The organism is Streptomyces sp. NPDC005803 (genome assembly GCF_040630435.1).
Taxonomy (GTDB): domain Bacteria; phylum Actinomycetota; class Actinomycetes; order Streptomycetales; family Streptomycetaceae; genus Streptomyces.
Genome location: NZ_JBEXXO010000022.1, coordinates 77,098 through 98,678, shown reverse-complemented (window position 1 = coordinate 98,678; position 21,581 = coordinate 77,098). Strand labels below are relative to the sequence as shown.

Here is a 21,581-nt window from a genome sequence, read left to right as displayed (position 1 = left end):
CGGTCCCGCGTACCGGCATGAAAAAGGCGCCACGGGATCCGCAGCGCCATCGACAGGTACATCAGAGCACCCGAGGGCCCGTTGGCTCAAATTGAGCTCCGAACACTGGACCAATGGCCCATTCGATCACCGCGACGAGGTTCCAGCAGTCGGCCAACGGACCACCGGACGGGCCCCGCGAACCACAGGGGGCGCCACCGCTGGGCCGGCTCGATCTGGCCCACGGCGAACGGCCCCGACGTGCGGTTCCGAGCCCCGGCCCCCGCCGTGGGCCCGCAGGCGGGTGCGGGCCCGCGGTGCGGGTCCGGGCGTTCCGGGTCCGGTGCGCCATTGGTACAGTCGCTGCCCCGACCGACGTACCACGGAAAGGCCGGCGGACCATGGCGGTGGACGCCCTCGACACCCGGATCCTGCGGCTGCTCATCGAGCAGCCGCAGACGAGCGTGCGCGAGTACGCGCGGATCCTCTCCATCGCCCGGGGCACCCTCCAGGCCCGGATCGACCGGCTCGAACGCGACGGCGTGATCACCGGCAGCGGTCCGTTCCTCTCCCCCGCCGCCCTCGGCCACCCGGTGCTCGCCTTCGTGCATCTGGAAGTGACGCAGGGGCACCTCGACGACGTGGGCGAGGCGCTCGCCGCGGTGCCGGAGATCGTCGAGGCGTTCTCCACCACGGGAGGCGGCGATCTGCTGACCCGGGTGGTGGCGCGGGACAACGGGCATCTGGAAGACGTGATCCAGCGGCTGATCCAGCTTCCGGGCGTGGTCAGGACCCGGACCGAGGTGGCCCTGCGCGAGCGGGTGCCGCACCGGCTGCTGCCCCTGGTGGAGTCGGTCGGCCGGGCGGCTTCACCCGGCCGGGGATGACCGTCTGGCTGAATTCGCGGCGCCCGCGAACTCGTGGCACACGGCCAGGGCAGGCATGACCGCCTCGCTGCCTTCATCCGTCCGAACTGGTGACCCGTGGGGGCCCCTTGGGGCCGGGGCGCGCTGACCGGACCGTGACCTCGGCGGCCCTCTCATCGCGCGTACGTCTCCGCCCACGAGGTGAGGCGCGGCGGCCGGGACGGGTCGGCCTCACCGTGACAAAGCGCTCCTCACCGGCACACGGGGCGAGTTCACGCCCGGGCCCGCGTACGCATGGCTTCACCGGGACCGCGCCGCTGCCGGCCCGCCTGATCGGGGTTCCGCGCCTCACGGGTGGAGACGGCCCGGGCCCGGGTGGAGCCCGCCTGGGCCTGGTCCGGCGGGTGCCGTCCCGGGGGCCGTCCGACCCCGCCGGCCGGCCGATCGAGACCGCGTCTGCCGGGCCGTCACCGGCCGTGCGGCCGGGGCGAGGTGACGGCCGGTCGCCCCGGGTCCGCGCGCCGGATATCCTGATCTTGCCGCGTGCCCCCACCCCGCCCCTGGTTCCACGCGAGGTCGCTGCCGCGGCAGCCGGAGCGGTCCTCGGCCCGAGCTGTTCGACGTACGCGAGCTATTCGAGATAGGTGTGCACAGGTGCTGGTTGCTGGTCGGTACCGATTGATATCCGCCATCGGCCGTGGCGGGATGGGTGAGGTCTGGCGGGCCACGGACGAGGTCCTCGGCCGGGCCGTCGCCGTGAAGCTGCTGCTGGGGGAACACGCCGACGAGTCGGCGACCGCCCGGTTCCGGCTGGAGGCCCAGACCGCCGCCCGGCTGAGCCACCCGCATCTGGTGGCCGTGTTCGACTTCGGGTCCTGGGAGGACCGGCTCTTCCTCGTGATGGAGCTCGTCGAGGGCAGGAGCCTGTCCGACCTGCTGCTGGCGCAGGAGCGGCTGGGTCCCGAACAGGTCGCCCGAATCGCCGGCCAGGCGGCCGCCGGACTGGCGGCGGCCCACCGGCAGGGCATCGTCCACCGGGACATCAAGCCGGGGAACCTGATGCTGGACGCCGAGGGTTCCGTCAAGATCGGCGACTTCGGGATCGCCCAGTTCGTCGACGACCCCTCGGCCGCCCTCACCACGACGGGGCACATCGTCGGCACGAGCCTCTACCTCGCGCCGGAACGGGCCCTCGGCCGTACCGCCGGTGCCGCGTCGGACATGTACTCGCTGGGCTGCGTCATCTACCAACTGCTGCTCGGGCAGCCGCCGTTCCGTTCGGACACCCCGACCGCGACCCTGTACCAGCACGTGGACACGCCGCCCGTGCCGCTGCGGCAGCGGGGCGTCGACATGTCCGCGGCCTTCGACTCGTACCTCCTGGGCCTGCTGGCGAAGCAGCCGGAGGACCGGCCCACCGCCCAGCAGGTCGCCGACTGGTTCCACAGCGAGGCCTGGCGGGGGCAGGCGGAACCACTCCCGCAGCACCGGCCCGCTCCCCCGCGCGCTCCGGCCGCGGGCTACGCGCCGATGCCCGTGCCGCCCTCACCCGCCGCGCCGCGCTCCGGTGCGGACCCCGGTTCCCCGACGACGTACCGGCTGCCCCAGGCGCACGGCCGGGGGCGGCGTGCGGCCGCCCGGCCCGGCGGCAACCGGCGGCGCAGCACCCGCGAGGCGATCAGACGCCGGCCCAGAGTGGCCAGCGCCATCGCGGGCAGCGTCGCCTTCCTGGCCGCCGTCTACCTGGGGATGAGCCTGTTCTCCCCCGACTCCAGCTCGGCCACCACCCCGGACAGCGGAACGACGAGCGGGCCCACGTCGCCCGCGCCCGAGGCGGAGGGGGACCAGTAGGACGGGGACCGGTCAGGCGGGCCGCGAAACGCCCGCCCGGCACGACCCCGGCCCGCTACCAGCGGTCGTGGACCGCCGCGCGGATCCTGCGGTCATAGAGATCCCGCACCGCGTCGAGCGTGCTCTGCGGCAGCGGTTCCAGGTCCGCCGCGGCCGCGTTGGCCCGGGTCTGCTCGACCGAACGGGCCCCGGGGATAACGCTGGTGACACCGGGCTGCTGGATGATCCAGCGCAGTGCCGTCTGGGCGGGGGTCGCCCCCTGCGGAGCCAGTCCGGCGAACTCGGCCGCCGCCGCCACCCCGGTGCCGTACTCGATCCCGGAGAAGGTCTCGCCCTGGTCGAACGCCTCCCCGTGCCGGTTGTACGTACGGTGGTCCTCGGGCGCGAAGACCGTGTCCGCGGTGTACCTGCCGGAGAGCAGGCCGGAGGCGAGCGGCACCCGTGCGACGATGCCGACGCCCGCCGCGCGCGCGGCCGGCAGAACCTCGTCCAGCGGCTTGAGGCGGAACGGATTGAGGATGATCTGCACGCTCGCGACACCGGGGCGGGCGATGGCCGTCAGCGCTTCCGCGCACGTTTCGACGCTCACCCCGTAGGCGGCGATCCGCTGCTCGGCGACCAGGGTGTCGAGCGCGTCGTACACCTCGTCCGAGGAGTAGACGGCCGTGGGCGGGCAGTGCAGCTGCACGAGATCGAGGGTGTCGACCCCGAGGTTGGCCCGCGAGCGGTCGTTCCACGTACGGAAGTTGTCCAGGACGTAGTTCTCCGGGACCTGGTCGGCGCGGCGCCCCATCTTCGTGGCGACGAAGACCCCGGCGTCGGGGCGCTCCTTCAGGTATCGGCCGATGAGCTGTTCGCTCCGGCCGTCCCCGTACACGTCCGCCGTGTCGAAGAAGGTGACGCCCGCCCCGACGGCGGCGTCGAGGACGTCGAAGGCATCGGTCTCGCGCACCTCGCCCCAGTCGCCGCCGAGCTGCCACGTGCCCTGCCCGACGACCGAGACGGCGCGTCCGGTCCTGCCCAGTTCTCGCTGTTCCATGGGGATCATGCTACGTCCCGCGTGGTGACCGGCCCGAGCCCCGCCTTGGCCGGGAGAGCACCGGGGGCGGAGCACGCCGCTCCGCGCCCGGGCGGCCCCCGGCCCGGGTTGTCAGCCGGTCTGTCCCAGTGCGGAGAGCCGCCGCGTCTCGTCGTCGGTGAGCCGCAGTGCGCCCGCCGCCACGTTGGCCTCCAGGTGAGCGGGGTCGCCCGTGCCCGGGATGGCCAGGACGTGCGGACCCCGCTGAAGCGTCCAGGCGAGCCGGACCTGGGCGGGAGAGGCGTCGTGGGCCCGGGCGATGTCGAGCAGCGCCTCGCGCTCCGCGGTGGCGTCCGCACCGGCCTCACGGCCCCCGGCGGCGATCGCGTAGAACGGTACGAAAGCGATGCCGAGTGCGCCGCAGGTGCGCAGGATGTCCTCGGAGTCGGCGCGGCGTTCGCCGATGCCGTACCTGTTCTGCACGCAGACGACGGGCGCGATGGCCCTGGCCTCGGCGATCTGGTCGGGCCAGGCGTTGGACAGGCCCAGGTGGCGGATGAGCCCCTCCTCGCGCAGCTCGGCCAGTGCGCCGAACTGCTCGCTGATCGGGGCGGGCCCGTTCATCCTCAGGTTGACCACATCGAGGTGGTCGCGGCCGAGTTGCCGGATGTTCTCGTGGACCTGTCCGCGCAGTTGTTCGGGCCGGGCCCAGTCCAGCCAGTCACCGGAGGGGCCACGCCCCGGGCCCACCTTGGTGGTGATGACCAGGTCGTCCGTGTACGGCGCCAGTGCCCGGTTGATCAGTTCGTTGGCCGAACGCAGGGGGGAGAAGTAGAAGGCTGCCGTGTCGATGTGGTTCACGCCGAGTTCGACGGCGCGGCGCAGCACGGCGACCGCCCGGTCCCGGTCGTGCGGGCCACGGTCGTGGCTGAACGCGGCACCGTTCTGGGTCAGGCGCATGGCGCCGAAACCGATCCGGTTGACGGTCAGATCGCCGAGCTGCCAGGTGCCGGCAGCCGCCGCGTCGGGTGATTCCGGGGTCAAGACTGAGACCTTTCGTCAGGCGAGGTTCAGAGGTCGGCCACGTGAGGGGACGCCAGAAGTCTTGCGCCATGGGCCCGTTCGTGCTAAAGTTGCGCCAACGCGTCTGTGGTTTCTTTCACTTGGTGCGAGTGCAGGATAGATCCACTCCACCGCCCTGTCCACCCCCTCGCGGCACGACGGGCCCTCCCGGGCGCCTCGTCCCCCGCCCCGCCCCATGGGCCGGCTGTGCGATCACACCATCGCGACTTGACCAGACTTGCCAAGTCCCTTGCGCGCTCCCGTAGTTCATTGACGAGTTCATGACTGCATGTGAGTGTTCGGTCGCCCGATCACGGAACACCACCTGGGCGGACGGCCGGCGCCGACACCATGGGCGGACCCGTCTCCCCACGCCGCTGCCCGTGACCGAGGTCCCCACGAACCGAGGAGCCTCGATGAAACGCAGACCGATGACGGCCGGGACAACCCTGGCCGTCCTCGCCGGAATGCTGGTCGCCACGAGTGGCCGGTCCGCTTCCGCGGAACCGTCTCCCCCCACGCCGACCGCACTCACGACCGCCGTGTCGGCCGCCGACCGGGCGGCGGCCAGTGGACTCGACGCCCTGGCCAAGGGGCCCGAGGAGCGGTACGAGCGACAGATGGTGACCCCGTGGGTCGACGGGCTCTACTCCATCGCGTACGAACGCACCTACCGCGGCCTGCCGGTCGTCGGCGGCGACGCCGTCGTGGTGGCCGACTCCAAGGGCCGCATCCGCGGGACGCGTTCGGCGGTCTCCCGGCGCATCGACGTGCCGACCACCGCGACCGTGTCCGCCGGGGCCGCCGAAGCCACCTCGCGCGGGAAGCTCCGCACGGTGGAGCGGGTCGACAGCCACCGGCTGGTCGTCCGGGCCACCGGCACGAAGTCCCGGCTGGCCTGGGAGACCGTGCTCACCGGCCGCACGGCTAAGGCCCCGAGCCGGCTGCACGTCTTCGTCGACGCGGGCACCGGGGCGGTGCTCGACAGCTACGACGACGTCAAGGCCGGCACCGGCACCAGCCAGTGGAACGGACCGTCCCCGCTTTCCATCAACACCACCTCCTCAGGCGGCAGTTACTCGCTGCGCGACCCGGCCCGCCCCGGCCTGAGCTGCGCCGACCTCAGCACCGGGAGCGTCTTCACCAAGTCGAGCGACTCCTGGGGCACCGGCAGCGCCTCCAGCAAGGAGACCGGCTGCGTCGACGCCATGTGGGCGGCCCAGCACGAGTGGGACATGCTGCGTGACTGGCTGGGGCGCAACGGCCACGACGGCAACGGCCGCAGCTGGCCGGTCAAGGTCGGTCTGAACGACGTGAACGCCTACTGGGACGGCTCCAGCGTCTCCATCGGCCACAACAACGCCAACCAGTGGATCGGCGCCATGGACGTCGTGGGCCATGAGTTCGGCCACGGCATCGACCAGTACACGCCCGGTGGCGCCAACAACGAGTCCGGTCTCGGCGAGGCCACCGGCGACATCATGGGCGCGCTGACCGAGGCGTACACCAACGAGCCCGCCCCCTACGACGACCCGGACTACACCGTCGGCGAGAAGATCGACCTGGTGGGCGACGGGCCGATCCGGATCATGTACAACCCGGGGCAGACCGGCGACCCGAACTGCTACAGCTCCTCCATACCCAGCACCGAGGAGCACGCGGCGGCCGGCCCGCTCAACCACTGGTTCTACCTGCTGGCCGAGGGCTCGAACCCCGGTGGCGGCAAACCGTCCAGCCCCACCTGCAACAGCTCCTCGGTGACCGGTGTGGGTATCCAGAGTGCCGGCAAGGTCTTCTACGGCGGGATGCTGCTGAAGACCAGCGGCATGACGTACAAGCGCTACCGCAGCGCCACGCTGACCTCGGCCAGGAACCTCGACGCCACCTGTGTCCTGTTCAACCGGACGAAGGCGGCCTGGGACGCGGTGAGCGTCCCCGCCCAGGGCGGCGACCCGACGTGCACCCCGAGTGGCGACAACGACTTCTCCCTGACGCTCGACCCGGCCGCCGGCTCGGTGAAGCCGGGCAGTTCGGTGACGGCCGAGGTCAGGACCACCGTGTCATCCGGCAGCGCGCAGACGGTGAACCTGTCGGCGACCGGACAGCCGAGCGGCGTGAGCGTCTCCTTCAGCCCCTCCTCGGTGCAGTCCGGGGCGACCTCGGCCATGACCGTGTCGACGACTTCGGCCGCGGCTCCCGGTACGTACACCCTCACGGTGAAGGGGGCAGGCACCCAGGACCACACCGCGCAGTACACCCTGACGATCGGTGACGGCGGGAATCCGGGGAGCACCGCCCCGGACATCAGCGTCGCCGCCGTCCAGGCGCACCTGTCCCAGTTCAACACCATCGCCTCGCAGAACGGCGGGAACCGGCGGGCCGGCAGCAGCGGCTACACCGCGTCGCTCGCCTATGTGAAGGGCAAGCTGCAGACGGCCGGCTACACCGTCAGCGAGCAGGTCTGCACCACCTGCACCTACCGCGGCAACAACCTGATCGCGGACTGGCCGGGCGGCCCGGCCGACCGGACCGTGATGTTCGGCGCCCACCTCGACGGTGTGGCCGCCGGTCCCGGGATCAACGACAACGGCTCAGGTTCCGCCACGCTCCTGGAGAACGCGCTCGCCCTGGCCCAGCAGAACCCGACGATGACCAAGCACGTGCGCTTCGCCTGGTGGAACGGCGAGGAGCAGGGCCTGGAGGGCTCGGAGTTCTACGTCGGTCAGCTCTCCGCCGCCCAGCGGTCGGCGATCACCGCGTACTACAACTTCGACATGGTCGCCTCCACCAACGGCGGCTACTTCATCAACAACCTCAACTCGGCCGCGTCGGCCCCGATGAAGGAGTACTGGACGTCGCTCGGCCTCGCCCCCGAGGAGAACGTCGAGGGCCAGGGACGCTCCGACGACTACTCGTTCCAGCAGGGCGGCATCGCCACGTCCGGGTACGCGACCGGCGCCGGCGCCACCAAGTCCTCCGCCCAGGCCGCCAAGTGGGGCGGCACCGCGGGCCGTTCGTACGACGCGTGCTACCACCAGTCGTGCGACACCACGGCCAACATCAACGCGACCGCGCTCGACCGCAGTGCGGACGGGGTCGCGTACACCGTGTGGAGGACGGCGGTCGGCACCACCGCGCCCGCCGACGACTTCTCCGTCTCGGTGAACCCGGTGTCCGGCAGTGTCCAGCCGGGCGCTTCCGTCACCGCGACCGTGTCCACGGCCACCACCGGCGGTTCCGCGCAGACCGTGCGGCTCACGGCCACCGGTGCGCCGAGCGGCGTCACCGTCTCCTTCGCCCCGGCCTCCGTGCCCTCGGGTTCCTCGTCCACGATGACCGTCTCCGCAGGGGCACAGGTCACCGCGGGTACGTACACCCTCACCGTGACCGGGACGGGCACCGCCACCCACAGCACCACGTACTCGCTGGTCGTCAAAGGCGGCGGAACCTGCCAGGCGCGGCAGGTCGTCGCCAACGGCGGCTTCGAGAACGGCACCACGCCGTGGACGCAGACGGACGGGGTCATCAACAACCGGACCTCCGAGAAGCCCGCGCACAGCGGTGCGTACCAGGCCTGGTTCGGCGGCTGGGGCAGCACCCACAGCGACACGGCCACGCAGTCACTGGCCGTTCCGGCGGGCTGCTCGACGTACCGCCTGTCGTTCTACCTGAGCACCGACACCGACGAGTCGGCGGGTGACGCGACCGCCTACGACACGTTCACCGTGAAGCTGGGATCCCGGACGCTGGCGACGTACTCGAATCTGGACGCGGGCAGCGGCTATGTCCAGCAGTCCTTCGACGTCGGCTCGGCCGCGGGGCAGACCGTGACGCTGGGGTTCACCAGTAAGGAGGACGCCTACCTGCAGACCAGCTTCGTCGTGGACGACGTGGCGCTCGACGTGAGCTGATCCTTCATCAAGGGCCAGGGGCGGGGCGTGGTCCACACGCCCCGCCCCCTGCGTGTCAGCGGACCGCCGCCGCCAGTCTGCTGACGAAGTCGTCGGACGGCGGGCGGCCGCTGACGGCCACCAGTCTGGCGTGGAGTCCGCGCAGTTCCTGGCCGAGCAGCGTGGACGGATGCACGTCGGTGGTGTCCAGGACCGGTCCCGCCACCGCCTGAGCCGCCGCCGGGTCACCGGCGCACGCGTGGGCGTCGGCCATGCGGGCCAGGAACAGCATCCGCGCCGAGTGCATGCCGGGGGGCAGCAGGCCGAGCGCGGTGCGCGCCGATCCGACGGCGCGCCGCGCGTAACGGCGGTCACCGGTGGCCGCGGCGAGATCGCGCAGCGCGCCGGCCGCGCCGGACTCCACGCGCAGGCGCACCGAGGCGACGGACAGCCAGGGCGCCTCCGCCTCGTCGCGATCGCCGGCCCGGTCCATCCGCGCCCAGGCCCGTTCGACGTGCCACAGGGTCCGGGCGGCGTCACCGCGGACGGCGTGCCCGCGCGCCTGGTACAGATCGCTCAGGGCGCCCGCCCAGTGCCGGCCCGCGGCGGCCTGGCCTATCGCGGCGCCGTAGGCGAGTGCCGACGGGCCGTCGCCCTCCAGCCGTGCCAGGGTGCTCATGTCGCCGAGGGCCGCGACCTGCGTCCCGACACGGCCGGCCATGGCGGCCCAGAGCAGCGAGCGGTCGAGCCAGGCCATCGCCGTCCCGTTGCGGCCCCAGAGCAACCGCAGACAGCCGGCCGACTGTGCGTACTCGGCGGCCAGCGGCGCCAGTTGGGGCTGGTACGACGCCGCGGGGAGCGCCATCCAGCGGAGCATGGCGTGCAGCGTGCGCTCGACGACGGCGGTCGCACCCGGCCAGGCCCGCTCCTCGTCGGCGCGCAGACAGACCGCGAGCAGGGCGGTCAGCGCGTGCACGGTGTCGCTGTCCAGGGCTGGGCGTGTCCGCGCGTCGGGGCCCGGCGCGCAGAAGGCCGCGTGCAGGGCGATGACGTCCGTGAGCACGGGCACCGAGCAGCCGTCCCGGCCGTGCACCGGGCAGACGAGTCCGTACGCGGGCAGGTGTGCGGGCAAGGCGGTCCCGGGAGGAAGCATCGCCAGGAGCGCTCCGCCGGCGGGTTCCCCGGGCAGCGGGCCCTGCCGGGCCGGGGCCGGATCGCCTGCGAGCCGTTCCTGTTCCTCGGCCGCCTCGCAGGCGGCCAGCAGGTCACCCCCGGCCGTCAGGAGTTCGTCGAGCCGGCGGGCCAGCGGCAGCGGGGTCCTGCGACTGCCGTGCTCCAGTCTGCTGATGGCGGTGTGGTCGTAGCCGACCCGGGCGCCCACCTGCACCTGGGTGAAGCCGGCCCGCCTGCGCCACCGTCGTAACCGGGCTCCGAACGTCCGCCACACCTCGGCGGTCCGGGCGTCCGCCGGGGCGGGACCCACGCCGTCGCTCACCCGGAACCCCGTCGCGCCTGGTCAGGGACGCCACGCGTGCCACGCTCACGGCTCATGTCCCGGAGGATAGCGAGCAGCCGGGCCCGCTGTCCCCCACGTGTGGACAGGTTGTCCGGTAACAGGCGCAGCGGTGCGGACGGGGAGCCGGGGGGCCGGCCTCGCGCCCCCCGAAGGCCGGGCGCCGTTCCTCGCAGGCGCCACATCATGATCTGAATCAACGCTCCGTCAGATCTGGTGCCGCGATGGCCTCAAGGCATAGGCAATGAGGTCAATCGTGAGGTATCCGTCATCAATTCTTGTTCTCAACACCAGTTGTTCAAGCGGGTGTTGCACACCTATTGACGCGTGGGGAGGCGAGGGAGAAGTATCCCCATCTGCCGGAGAGAGCGCTCTCCGGCTTCGTGTCGTGCACCTGTTCCGCGACTCAGGAGACAAGCCCCCATGTACGCACCCCCCTTGTTCCGCAGAATCGCGCCCTCCACCGGGAAAAGACGCACCGGCGTGCTGGCCGCCGTCGCCGGTCTCGTCGTCTCGCTGCTGGCCTTCGTGCCGTCCACCTCCGCGAGCGCGGCACCCTCGCTGCTCTCGCAGGGCAGAACGGTGACCACCTCCAGCCAGGAGAACGGCGGCACCCCCGCCACCGCCGCCGTGGACGGCGACAACGCCACCCGCTGGTCGAGCGCGTTCTCCGATCCCCAATGGATCAAGGTCGACCTCGGCTCCGCCGCCTCGGTCAGCCAGATCGCCCTGAAGTGGGAGGCCGCCTACGCCACGGGCTACCGGATCGAGTTCTCCACGGACGACAGCACCTGGAGCACCGCCTACTCCACCACCACGGGCCCCGGCGGCACCGAGACGCTGAACGTCTCCGGCACCGCCCGCTACGTCCGGCTGACCGGCACCACCCGGGCCACCCCGTACGGGTACTCGCTCTGGGAGTTCCAGGTATTCGGGACCACCGGCGGCGGGGGCGGCCCCCAGATCCCGGGCGGCGGCGACCTCGGCCCGAACGTCCTGGTCTTCGACCCGTCGACGCCCGGCATCCAGGCCAAGGTCGACGAGATCTTCAAGCAGCAGGAATCGGCCCAGTTCGGCACCGGCCGCTACGCGCTGATGTTCAAGCCGGGCACGTACAACAACATCAACGCCCAGATCGGCTTCTACACCCAGATAGCCGGCCTCGGTCTCAAGCCGGACGACACCACGTTCAACGGTGACGTGACCGTCGACGCCGGCTGGTTCAACGGGAACGCCACGCAGAACTTCTGGCGTTCGGCGGAGAACCTCGCGCTCAACCCGGTCAACGGCACCGACCGCTGGGCCGTCTCGCAGGCCGCGCCCTTCCGCCGGATGCACGTCAAGGGCGGGCTGAACCTCGCACCGAATGGCTACGGGTGGGCGAGCGGCGGGTACATCGCCGACAGCAAGATCGACGGCCAGGTCGGCCCCTACTCGCAGCAGCAGTGGTACACCCGGGACAGCTCGATCGGCAGCTGGGGCAACGGCGTCTGGAACATGACCTTCTCCGGCGTCGAGGGCGCACCCGCCCAGAGCTTCCCCAACCCCCCGTACACCACCCTGGACACCACGCCGGTCTCCCGGGAGAAGCCGTTCCTCTACCTGGACGGCAACGACTACAAGGTGTTCGTCCCCGCCAAGCGCACCAACGCACGCGGCGTCTCCTGGAACGGCACCCCGCAGGGCCAGTCGATCCCGCTGAGCCAGTTCTACGTCGTCAAGCCGGGGGCCACCGCCGCCACGATCAACGCGGCCGTGCAGCAGGGCCTGCACCTGCTGTTCACACCCGGCGTCTACCACGTGAACCAGACCATCGACATCAACCGCGCCAACACGGTCGTGCTCGGACTCGGCCTCGCCACGCTCATCCCCGACAACGGCGTGACCGCCCTCAAGGTCGGCGACGTGGACGGCGTCAAGCTCGCCGGACTGCTCATCGACGCCGGACCGCAGAACTCGCAGGTGCTGCTCCAGGTCGGCCCCGACGGAGCCTCGGCGGGCCACGCGGCGAACCCGACCAGCGTCCAGGACGTCTTCGTCCGGGTCGGCGGCGCGGGCGCCGGCAAGGCCACCACCGGCATGGTGATCAACAGCAACGACACGATCATCGACCACACCTGGCTGTGGCGCGCCGACCACGGAGACGGGGTCGGCTGGGAGACCAACCGGGCCGACTACGGCCTCCAGGTCAACGGCGACAACGTGCTGGCGACGGGCCTGTTCGTCGAGCACTTCAACAAGTACGACGTCCGCTGGTCCGGCGAGAACGGCAAGACGATCTTCTTCCAGAACGAGAAGGCCTACGACGCCCCCAACCAGGCCGCCATCCAGAACGGCAGCACCAAGGGATTCGCCGCCTACAAGGTCGACGACTCCGTGACCACCCACGAGGGCTGGGGACTCGGCAGCTACTGCTACTTCAACGTCGACCCCACCATCCGCCAGGACCACGGCTTCCAGGCCCCGGTCAAACCCGGAGTGAGGTTCCACGACCTGCTCGTCGTCTCCCTCGGCGGCCAGGGCCAGTACGAACACGTCATCAACAACACCGGAGCGCCCACCTCCGGCACGTCCACCGTCCCGTCGAACGTGGTGTCCTTCCCCTGACCTCACCGGTGAGGTGAGCGACTCCGCGGGGCCCGGCACACGCTGCCGGGCCCCGCTTCCACGCGGCTACCGGGACGGGGGCCCGCCGAGTGCCTGCTCGGACCAGATGACCTTGCCGCGCTCGGTGTAGCGGGTGCCCCAGCGCTCGGCGAACTGGGCGACCAGGAACAGACCCCGCCCGCCCTCGTCCGTCGTCGCGGCGTAGCGCAGGTGCGGGGATGTGCTGCTGCAGTCCGACACCTCGCAGATCAGGGCCCGGTCGTACAACAGCCGCACGCTGATCGGCTCGGAGCCGTAGCGGATCGCGTTGGTGACGAGCTCGCTCAGGATCAGTTCGGTGACGAACCCCTCCTCGTCGAGACCTCGGTCGGCGAGCCAGCGGATCGCCTCCTTGCGCACGCCCGCGACGGCCGCGGGGTCGGGGTCCACCTGCCACTGGACGCGCCGGGCCGGATCCAGGGTGCGGGTGCGGGCGACGAGCAGGGCGATGTCGTCGCCCGGGCGGCTGGGCAGCAGGGCCTCCAGCACGTCGTCGCAGGTCTCCTCCGGCGTACGGTCGCGGCCGGCCAAGGCATTCTGGAGCCGCTCCAGGCCGTCGTCGATGTCCTGGCCGCGGCGCTCGACCAGACCGTCCGTGTACAGCACCAGGCGGCTGCCCTCCGGCACCTCCAGCTCGGTCGCCTCGAAGGGCATGCCGCCGATCCCGAGCGGCAGACCGGCGGGGATCTCGGGGAACCGCACGGTTCCGTCGGGCAGGACGAGGGCCGGTCCGGGGTGCCCGGCCCGCGCCACCGAGCAGCGCCCCGAGACCGCGTCGTAGATCGCGTACAGACAGGTGGCCCCGGTGATCGCCCCTCCGGTCTCCACCTGGTCCGTCCTGACGACGAGTTCGTCGAGGTGGCCGAGGAGTTCGTCCGGCGGCAGGTCCAGGGTGGAGAAGTTGTGCACCGTGGTGCGCAGCCGGCCCATGGTGGCCGCGGCGTGCAGGCCGTGCCCGACCACGTCGCCGACGACGAGCGCGACCCGGGCGCCCGACAGGGGGATCACGTCGAACCAGTCCCCGCCCACTCCCTCCTGCGCCGGCAGGTAGCGGTAGGCGACGTCCAGGGCGTTCTGTTCGGGGAGTCCGCTCGGGAGCAGGCTGCGCTGCAGCGTCACGGCCATTTCGTGCTCACGGGTGTAACGCCGGGCGTTGTCGACGCTGACCGCCGCCCGGGCCACCAGTTCCTCGGCGAAGGACAGGTCCTCGGCGTCGAAGGGGGCCTCGTTCTGCGCGCGCCAGAAGTTGGCCATGCCGAGGACGACCCCGCGCGCGTGCAGGGGCACGGAGAGCAGCGAGTGGAATCCGTGCTCCAGGATCCGCGCCGCCTGTTCGGGGTCGGGCAGGCGCCACTCCTGGGACGCGGCCAGGTCGGGCACCATCCAGGTGTGGCCGCGGGTGCTGCCGAGGACGTCGGCGCTGGTGGGCACGTAGCCGATCACACGGCCCGGCGGGTAGAGGGGATGGTCCGGGCCGACGCCGCCCACGGCGGTGCGGCGCATGTCCATCGCCTCCCCGGAGGGCGGCTCAGGTTCCTCCCCGCGCAGGACGGAGTCGGCCAGGTCGACCGTCGCGCAGTCCGCGAATCCGGGCGCGGCGACCTCCGCCAGCTCCCGCGCGGTCGTGGTGACGTCGAGGGTCGTCCCGATGCGGGCCCCCGCCCGGTACAGGAGCAGCAGCCGCTCGCGCACGGTCTCCGCCCGGCCGGTGACGGCCTGCAGTTCCGTGGTGTCGCGCAGGGTGGCGACCGTGCCGGGCGGTCCGCCGCGCTCGCCCGTGGGGCGGAGGTTGACGGCCAGCAGCCGGTTGCCGGCGGGCCGCACCTCGTCCGTGGCGACCCGCCCGGAGGCCAGCAGCTCCGCGGTGCGGGGGTGGAGGCCCAGCGCCGTCACGGCGCGGCCCTCGGCGTCGGCGGGCAGCCCCAGGAGACGGCGGGCCTCGTCGTTGGCGAGGACCAGCCGGCCGTCGGCGCCGATGATGAGGACGCCTTCGCGGACCGCGTGCAGCACCGCGTCGTGGTGTTCGTACATCCGGGTCATCTCGGCCGGGCCGAGCCCGCGGGTCTGGCGGCCCAGGCGGCGGCTCACCAGGGCAGCGCCGCCCGCCGTGAGGGCGAGCGCGACCACCGCGGCACCGAGGGCGAGCGGGATGCTCGGGTAGGCGAGCTTGTTCACGGTCTCGACCCTGATGCCGACGGACACCAGGCCGGCGGCCGTGCCGTCGGGCCGTGGCACGGGCACCACCGAGTTGATGGCCAGGCCTCGGCTGGCATTGAGCGTGCGGGTGAAGGGCTTGCCCTCGAGGGCTTCCTTGTACGGGCCGATGATGTGCTCGCCGATCAGCGCGGGGTCGGGGTGGGTGTAGCGGATGCCGTTGGTCCCGGCCACCACGATGTACTCCACACCGGTCGCGCGACGGATCTGCTCGGTTCGCGGCTGCAGGAGCGCGGTGGGGTCCCTGCTGTCCAGGGCCGCCGCGACGCCGGGCGCGTGGGCGAAGGTCTCCGCGACGCTCAGCGACCGGGCCCGGGCCACGTTCGTGCTGTCGCGTCTGCCCTGCACCACCAGAGCGACGACGGCCGTCACGACGAGCAGCGACACGATGCCCAGCATGAGGAAGAAGACCTGACCGGCCACGGTGTGGACGCTGAAGAGGTCGCGCAGCCGGCGGCCCGGTGAGGACCGCCCGGGGTGACGGCCGGAGGGCGTCGGGTCGGCACCGCCCGGGTCGTCCTGCCGATGCGGCTGCCGGGCGGAGTGGTGAAACCGCGTCCGGAAGCGACCTGTGCCACCCACATCTTCAGGTTTAACACGATTCGCCGTCACCGCCCGTCCGGGCCGGAGCGGGTTCATGACCGCCGGACGTGTGAACGGCGCATCGCCCGGGCATATGACGGATTACCGACAGGAGGTGGTGTCAGTGGGCCGCATCAGGATCGTCCGACGTCCCCCGCTCCCCTCCCGCCCGCCGCCGCTCGATCTGCGCACGCCGTCCGGGCGCCCGCTGCCGTACTGACCGCCGCGCCCTTTCTTCTTCGCCCTCGGGGCCGCACTCCGTGCGGCCCCGAGGCGCGTTCCACCGCCGGGCCGCCGAAGGACCCCGCCGGCCCCGCGGCGTCGATCACCCTGCCGGGGAGCGGCGTGAACCGGCAGGATGTCGGTGTACAGGGTCGCCGTCCGCGGGCGGCGCCGGTCGTCCCAGGAAAGGGTTCCCATGCGGGAAGCGCACGCAGACCAGTCCACCCCGGACGAACGCTCCGGCCCGGGCCCGTCCGAGGAGGCCCAGGTGATCGTGGTGGGTGCGGGTCCGGCCGGCTCGTCCGCCGCCTTCCACCTGGCCAGGGCGGGAATCGACGTGCTGCTGCTGGAGAAGTCCGCGTTCCCCCGGGAGAAGGTCTGCGGCGACGGCCTCACCCCGCGGGCGGTGCACCAGCTCATCCGGATGGGCGTCGACATCAAGGCCCCCGGCTGGACGCGGTCGCGCGGGATGCGCTGGGTGACCGGGGACCGGCAGGTGCAGATCGACTGGCCCTCGCTGGGCGGCTACCCGGACTTCGGCCTCACGCGCAGCCGGCACGACTTCGACGACATCCTGGCCCGCCACGCGGTGGCGGCCGGGGCACGGCTGCGCACCGGTGTGAAGGTGACGGAGCCGGTGACCGACCGGGCCGGCCGGGTCACCGGTGTCACCGCGGTGTCGGGTACGGCGGAGCCCGTGGTGCACCGGGCCCCGGTCGTCATCGCGGCGGACGGCGCCTCCGCGCGGCTCGCTCTCGCGATGGGGCTGCGGCGGGACACGAAGCGGCAGATCGCCACGGCGGCCCGCCGTTACTACCGCAGCCCCGAGAGGTCCCGGGAGGAATTCCTGGAGCTCTGGGCCGACCTCCGGTTTCCCCGGAGCGAGCACTATCTGCCCGGATACGGCTGGATCTTCCCGATGGGTGACGGCCGGGTCAACGTGGGCCTCGGTGCGATCCCCCACCGCCGTCACGGCAAGGCAGACCTGCGGGCCACCCTGGACCGGTGGCTGGCCCGCACGCCCGAGGAGTGGGGGCTGCGCGAGGAGAACGCCGAGGGCCCCGTCCGCAGCGCCGCGCTGCCGCTGGGCTTCAACCGCCATCCGCTGTACACCAGGGGCCTCCTTCTGGTCGGCGACGCGGGAGGCATGGTCAGCCCGTGGAACGGCGAGGGCATCGGCCAGGCGCTGGAGGCCGGCGAGGTCGCGGCCGAGACGGCCGCGCTCGCGCTGGCCCTGCCCGCGGGCCCGAGGCGGGAGAGGGCGCTCCACCACTACCCGGTCGAGATGAACCGCCGCTGGGGCAGCTACTACCGGCTCGGCAACACGGCCGCCGACCTGGTCTTCAGCCGGTCGGGGTTCCAGCCGGTGCTCAACCGCTACGTGATGGGCTCGCCCTTCCTCCTCAGCACCCTGGCCCGGCTGCTCACCAATCTCACGGACACGCCCTCGCGCGATGTGATCGACCACGTCCTGAACACCGCGGTGCGGCTCGTCCCCGCTCCGAACGCCCGCCGGCGCTGAAGCCGTCCCCCGGCCTGGTGCGGCGACGCGGTACCGGTCGCGGAAGACCGGTCCGCCCGCGTCACCGCCTGGCGGGCCGGGGCCCACGACGGCCGCCGCGCCGCGCCCTCCCGAAGACCGGCACCGAGCAACCGAAATGCACCCTTCGTCCACATGTGCAACTCTGAAGGCAGCCCATCGTCCGACATCCGCACAGGAGGCACGATCATGGGCAAGAAGCAGAGCCGGCAGAACCGCGGCGCCCGCACCGGAGGGCACGAGCGCTCCACGGCCGCAGAGGCGAAGGAACAGTCAAGCGCGGCGCCCGCACCGGATGCGGTGAAGGCGATCTCCGAGCAGGTCTCCCACAAGCGCGAGCGCAAGTTCGGCCACAACTGACGTTCCGGCGCCCCGGTGCCACCACGTGACGACATGACGAAGGAGCGGCAGCCACCGTCCTCACGGAGGCTGCCGCTCCTTCGACGCGTACCGTCCACCCCTCGAAGGGTGCCGCGCCCTACTGTTCACCGGAGGGCGGGCGGCGGTCCCCGATCTGGTCATTGAGCTTCTGCTGGGCGGAGTCGACCTGGCCGCCGTACTTGTTGCCCGTCTTCCCGTCGACGAAGTCGCCGCCCTTCTCGACTCCCTTGCGGGCCTGGTCGGGATGGCCCTTGATCATGTCCTTGATCTTGTCGAGCATGCTCATGACTTTCCTCCTCAGGAACGCTGACCCTCCCAGCATCCACGCGATGCCCCGGCGCCGCACCCGGGCGGCCGGTGGTCCGCTCCCGGCGGCGGGCGGCCGGGCCGGGCGAGGGGGAAATTACCCATAGGTATGTAGTGACTTCTCGCGCGAGCGCCAGTAGAACTCGTTCCCATTCGAGCGGAAAGTGAGGAACGCCGCATGACGGATTCGAGCTTACCCCCCAAGGGTTCGTCCAAGGTCTCACGGCGCGCATTCATGGCTAGAACAGGTTCTATCCTGGGTGCCGCAGCGCTTGCCGGTCACGCCACCGCCGCCCAGGCGCGTACCACCGGGTCAGCAGCCGTGATCGGCAGCGGGGACCATGTCCCGGTCCTGGTGATCGGCACCGGGTACGGAGGTTCCGTCGCCGCCCTGCGGCTCGCCCGCGCAGGGGTCCGCGTCCACCTGGTCGAGATGGGGATGGCCTGGGACACCCCCGGGGCGGACGGCAAGATCTTCGCCAACACGAAGAACCCGGACGGCCGCGCCTACTGGCTGCGCACGAGGAGCAAGCAGCCCCTCAGCAACTTCCTCGGCTTCCCCATCGACAGGGCGATCCCCCGCTACACCGGCATCCTGGACGCCGAGGAGTTCAGCGGCATCACGGTGTACCAGGGGCGCGGCGTCGGGGGCGGGTCGCTGGTCAACGGCGGTATGGCGGTGACGCCCAAGCGCGAGAACTTCGGCGCCGTCCTCCCCTCGGTGGACGCCGACGAGATGTACGCCACGTACTACCCGCGGGCCAACGCCGGGCTCGGCGTCGGCACCGTCGACCCCGCGTGGTTCGACAGCGTGGACTGCTACCGGTACGCCCGGGTCGGCCGCAAGCACGCGCAGCGCTCGGGCTTCCCGTTCGTCTTCGTGCCCGACGTGTACGACTGGGACTACATGGAGCAGGAGGCGGCCGGCACCGTACCCAAGTCGGCGCTGGACGGTGAGATCCTCTACGGCAACAACTACGGCAAGAAGTCGCTGCAGAAGACCTACCTCGCCCAGGCCGCGGCGACCGGCAACATCACCGTCTCGCCGCTGCACCAGGTGACTTCGGTGGCTCCCGCCCAGGGCGGCGGCTACACGGTCGTCATCGACGCACTGCGCACCGACGGGAGCGTCGCCACCACCAAGACGGTCACCGCGGACAAGGTGTTCTTCGCCGCGGGCAGCGTCGGCACCAGCAAGCTGCTGACCCGGCTGAAGGCCACGGGCGCGCTCTCCGGTCTGAGCGACGAGGTCGGCAAGGGCTGGGGCGACAACGGCAATGTCATGTGCGGCCGCGCCAACCACCTGTGGGACCCGACCGGTGCGGTCCAGTCGAGCATCCCCTGCGGCGGCATCGACAACTGGGCGGCCGGAGGTGCGTTCGCCGAGGTCGCACCGCTGCCGACCGGGATCGAGACCTTCGCGTCGTTCTACCTGTCGATCACGAAGAACCCGCACCGCGCCGAGTTCTCCTGGAACGCGGCCACGGGCAGGGTCGACCTGAACTGGCAGACCGCCTGGAAGCAGCCCTCCATCGACATGGCGAAAACGATCTTCGACAAGATCAACGCGAAGGAGGGGACGATCTACCGGACCGATCTCTTCGGCGTCAACAAGATCTGGGGCGACCACCTCACCTACCATCCGCTCGGCGGCGCCGTCCTCGGCAAGGCCACCGACGGCTACGGCCGTCTGCACGGCTATACGGGCCTCTACGTCATCGACGGCTCGCTCATCCCCGGCAACACCAGCGTCAATCCGTTCGTCACCATCACGGCACTCGCCGAACGGAACATCGAGAAGATCATCGCCACCGACCTGTGACGGCGCCTCCGGCGGGGCGCGACCTCCCGGTAGGAGGCGGCGGGCAGACCTCCTACCGGAACGCGCCGCGACCGGGCCGGCCCCACCCTCGGCCCGCTCAGTGCCCCGGCAGCACGCACACGGCGTCGAGACCCAGCACATGGTTGAGCCGGCCGAACGCCAGCCAGGAGCCGATGCTCATGCTCAGCTCGACGATCTCGCGCTGGCTGTAGTGCGCGGTCATCCGGGCCCAGAACGCCTCGTCCAGGCCGTGGTGGTCCAGGGCGTACCGCTCGGCGTACTCGGCCGCCAGCCGGGTCCGGTCGTCGAAGGCCCCGGTGGTGCGCCAGTCGCTCACCGCGCCGGCGAACTCCTCCTCGACCTTCAGGCCGTCGCGTTCGGTGCGCCAGTCCAGGCAGAAGAGACAGCCGTTGATCTGCGCGATGCGCAGCCTGGCGGCCTCGAACTCCCGGAGCCCGAGCGTCGTGTGTTCGTACACGGACAGCGAGAAGTTCGCGGCGGCCATGCCGATGCCGGGGACCATGTCGCCCCACACGTAGCCGATCGGCTCCTGCCCTTCGGGGACGTCGATGATCATGGCTGCTTCCTTCCGAGTCGGCCGGCCGCGGGACGCAGGGGGACGTCGAGCGCGTCGTAGAGTCCGGGTTCCGCCTCCACGAGCCAGTCGATGGCGTTCACCAGCCGGCCGACGGCGGTGGCGTTGCCGCCCGCCGAACGGTTCTCGTCCTCGTCGGTGGCCTCGACCGTGACCTCGATGCGGGGGCGCCCCTCGACGATCACCCGGTGGGCGCCGGCCCCGTCGGGCGGGGAGGGCCAGTCCGGGGCGCACGACGGGTGGATGCGGGTGATGTGCTCGATGACGATGCGGGGCTCGCCTTCGACGATGCCCTGCACCTCGAAGCGGACCGCGCCCTGGGTGCCGGCCTCGAACTCGCCCATCGTCCTGGTAGTGACGGTCGTCTCGAGCGGCCGCCGGGCCATGGTTTCGCGGATGTCGTCGAGCTCCACGCCCAGCGCCCGGGCCATCAGCCGTATCTGCCCGCCCCACACCATGGTCGGGACGGAGGCGGCGAGCATGAGCGGCTCGTACTCCATGGGGTGCCCCATGCCGATCAGGTGGCGGACCGAGTCGGGCTGGTCGTACGTGGAGTAGTCGAAGATCTCCTGACAGCGGATCACGTCGACCGTGGTGGCGAGGCCGCTGACGAGCAGGGGCAGCACGTCGTTGCCCCAGCCGGGGTCGACGCCGGAGACGAAGAGCGAGCCGCCACCGCCGGCGACGGCGGCGAGCACCGGTTCCCGCAGCTCGGGCGGGGCGCCGCGCCGGTCGTAGAGCGCGTAGAGGGCGGGGGTGACGACGGCGGCGCCGCCGGCCACCGCCCTGATGACGTCGCTCAGCGCCTCGTCGGGGCGGATGTCGCCGGAGGCCGCGTACACGACGGCGCGGGGAGCGGCGGCCAGCACCGCGTCGATGTCGTCGGTCGCGGCGACGCCGAGATCACGGTCCAGCCCGGCGAGGGCGCCCGCGTCGCGGCCCACCTTGCCGGGATCGTGGACGAGTACGTGGGCGAGTCGCAGCGCCGGATGGGCGTCGACCGCGCGGATGGCCGCGCGGCCGACATTGCCGGTACCCCAGACCACCGTGGAAATCATGCGGCGGAGGGTAGCGCGCGGGATGAAAGGTTCCTA

Annotated in this window: 14 protein-coding genes; 7 read left to right on the top strand and 7 right to left on the bottom strand. The window is 71.8% G+C overall.

The genetic code is table 11. The features are described 5' to 3' along the window. Window positions 1–380: 380 nt before the first annotated feature. The gene (locus ABZ454_RS28095; RefSeq protein ID WP_359542031.1) at window positions 381–866 is read left to right on the top strand and encodes an Lrp/AsnC family transcriptional regulator; all 486 of its coding nucleotides are present in this window, start codon (window positions 381–383) and stop codon (window positions 864–866) included. A 633-nt stretch (window positions 867–1,499) separates the two neighbouring features. Continuing rightward, the gene (locus ABZ454_RS28090; RefSeq protein ID WP_356319546.1) at window positions 1,500–2,696 is read left to right on the top strand and encodes a serine/threonine-protein kinase; all 1,197 of its coding nucleotides are present in this window, start codon (window positions 1,500–1,502) and stop codon (window positions 2,694–2,696) included. Window positions 2,697–2,751: 55 nt separating this feature from the next. On the opposite strand, the gene ABZ454_RS28085 is transcribed toward ABZ454_RS28090, so the two are convergent. Both ABZ454_RS28085 and ABZ454_RS28080 read right to left on the bottom strand, forming a co-directional pair. After that, window positions 2,752–3,744 (bottom strand): aldo/keto reductase, encoded by a 993-nt coding sequence (locus ABZ454_RS28085; protein WP_356319547.1) that lies wholly within the window; start codon window positions 3,742–3,744, stop codon window positions 2,752–2,754. A gap of 102 nt (window positions 3,745–3,846) precedes the next feature. Next, window positions 3,847–4,758, bottom strand: coding sequence for an oxidoreductase (locus tag ABZ454_RS28080; protein ID WP_359542029.1), 912 nt, complete (start codon window positions 4,756–4,758; stop codon window positions 3,847–3,849). A gap of 449 nt (window positions 4,759–5,207) precedes the next feature. Here ABZ454_RS28080 and ABZ454_RS28075 point away from each other — a divergent pair, with 449 nt between their 5' ends. Continuing rightward, window positions 5,208–8,687, top strand: coding sequence for a M28 family peptidase (locus ABZ454_RS28075; protein ID WP_359542113.1), 3,480 nt, complete (start codon window positions 5,208–5,210; stop codon window positions 8,685–8,687). Between the two features lie 55 nt (window positions 8,688–8,742). Here the strand turns inward: ABZ454_RS28075 and ABZ454_RS28070 are convergent, their stop codons facing one another. After that, a complete protein-coding gene (locus ABZ454_RS28070; protein ID WP_359542027.1) occupies window positions 8,743–10,161 on the bottom strand; it encodes a helix-turn-helix transcriptional regulator in 1,419 nt (472 codons plus the stop codon). Window positions 10,162–10,602: 441 nt separating this feature from the next. Here ABZ454_RS28070 and ABZ454_RS28065 point away from each other — a divergent pair, with 441 nt between their 5' ends. After that, window positions 10,603–12,786 carry a discoidin domain-containing protein gene (locus tag ABZ454_RS28065; protein ID WP_356319550.1) on the top strand — a complete coding sequence of 728 codons (2,184 nt, stop codon included), beginning with the start codon at window positions 10,603–10,605 and terminating at the stop codon, window positions 12,784–12,786. Window positions 12,787–12,852: 66 nt separating this feature from the next. Here the strand turns inward: ABZ454_RS28065 and ABZ454_RS28060 are convergent, their stop codons facing one another. Then, window positions 12,853–15,438, bottom strand: a complete 2,586-nt coding sequence (locus tag ABZ454_RS28060) for a SpoIIE family protein phosphatase (protein ID WP_359542112.1) — start codon at window positions 15,436–15,438, stop codon at window positions 12,853–12,855. Window positions 15,439–16,039: 601 nt separating this feature from the next. On the opposite strand from ABZ454_RS28060, the gene ABZ454_RS28055 reads away from it, so the two are divergent. Together ABZ454_RS28055 and ABZ454_RS28050 are read left to right on the top strand one after the other, a co-directional pair. After that, window positions 16,040–17,365 (top strand): geranylgeranyl reductase family protein, encoded by a 1,326-nt coding sequence (locus ABZ454_RS28055; protein ID WP_359542024.1) that lies wholly within the window; start codon window positions 16,040–16,042, stop codon window positions 17,363–17,365. A gap of 207 nt (window positions 17,366–17,572) precedes the next feature. Further along, window positions 17,573–17,743: a hypothetical protein gene (locus ABZ454_RS28050; protein ID WP_359542021.1), complete on the top strand. Its 171-nt coding sequence runs from the start codon at window positions 17,573–17,575 to the stop codon at window positions 17,741–17,743. A 118-nt stretch (window positions 17,744–17,861) separates the two neighbouring features. Here ABZ454_RS28050 and ABZ454_RS28045 read toward each other — a convergent pair whose 3' ends face one another. Then, complete coding sequence (locus ABZ454_RS28045) at window positions 17,862–18,050, bottom strand: antitoxin (RefSeq protein ID WP_356319553.1); 189 nt, start codon at window positions 18,048–18,050, stop codon at window positions 17,862–17,864. Between the two features lie 198 nt (window positions 18,051–18,248). On the opposite strand from ABZ454_RS28045, the gene ABZ454_RS28040 reads away from it, so the two are divergent. Next, a complete protein-coding gene (locus ABZ454_RS28040; RefSeq protein ID WP_359542018.1) occupies window positions 18,249–19,892 on the top strand; it encodes a GMC oxidoreductase in 1,644 nt (547 codons plus the stop codon). 97 nt (window positions 19,893–19,989) lie between these two features. On the opposite strand, the gene ABZ454_RS28035 is transcribed toward ABZ454_RS28040, so the two are convergent. Further along, window positions 19,990–20,469, bottom strand: a complete 480-nt coding sequence (locus ABZ454_RS28035) for a carboxymuconolactone decarboxylase family protein (RefSeq protein WP_359542016.1) — start codon at window positions 20,467–20,469, stop codon at window positions 19,990–19,992. Further along, window positions 20,466–21,545 carry a dihydrodipicolinate reductase gene (locus ABZ454_RS28030; RefSeq protein WP_359542014.1) on the bottom strand — a complete coding sequence of 360 codons (1,080 nt, stop codon included), beginning with the start codon at window positions 21,543–21,545 and terminating at the stop codon, window positions 20,466–20,468. Before ABZ454_RS28030 ends, ABZ454_RS28035 begins: the two co-directional genes overlap by 4 nt. Window positions 21,546–21,581: the final 36 nt, after the last annotated feature.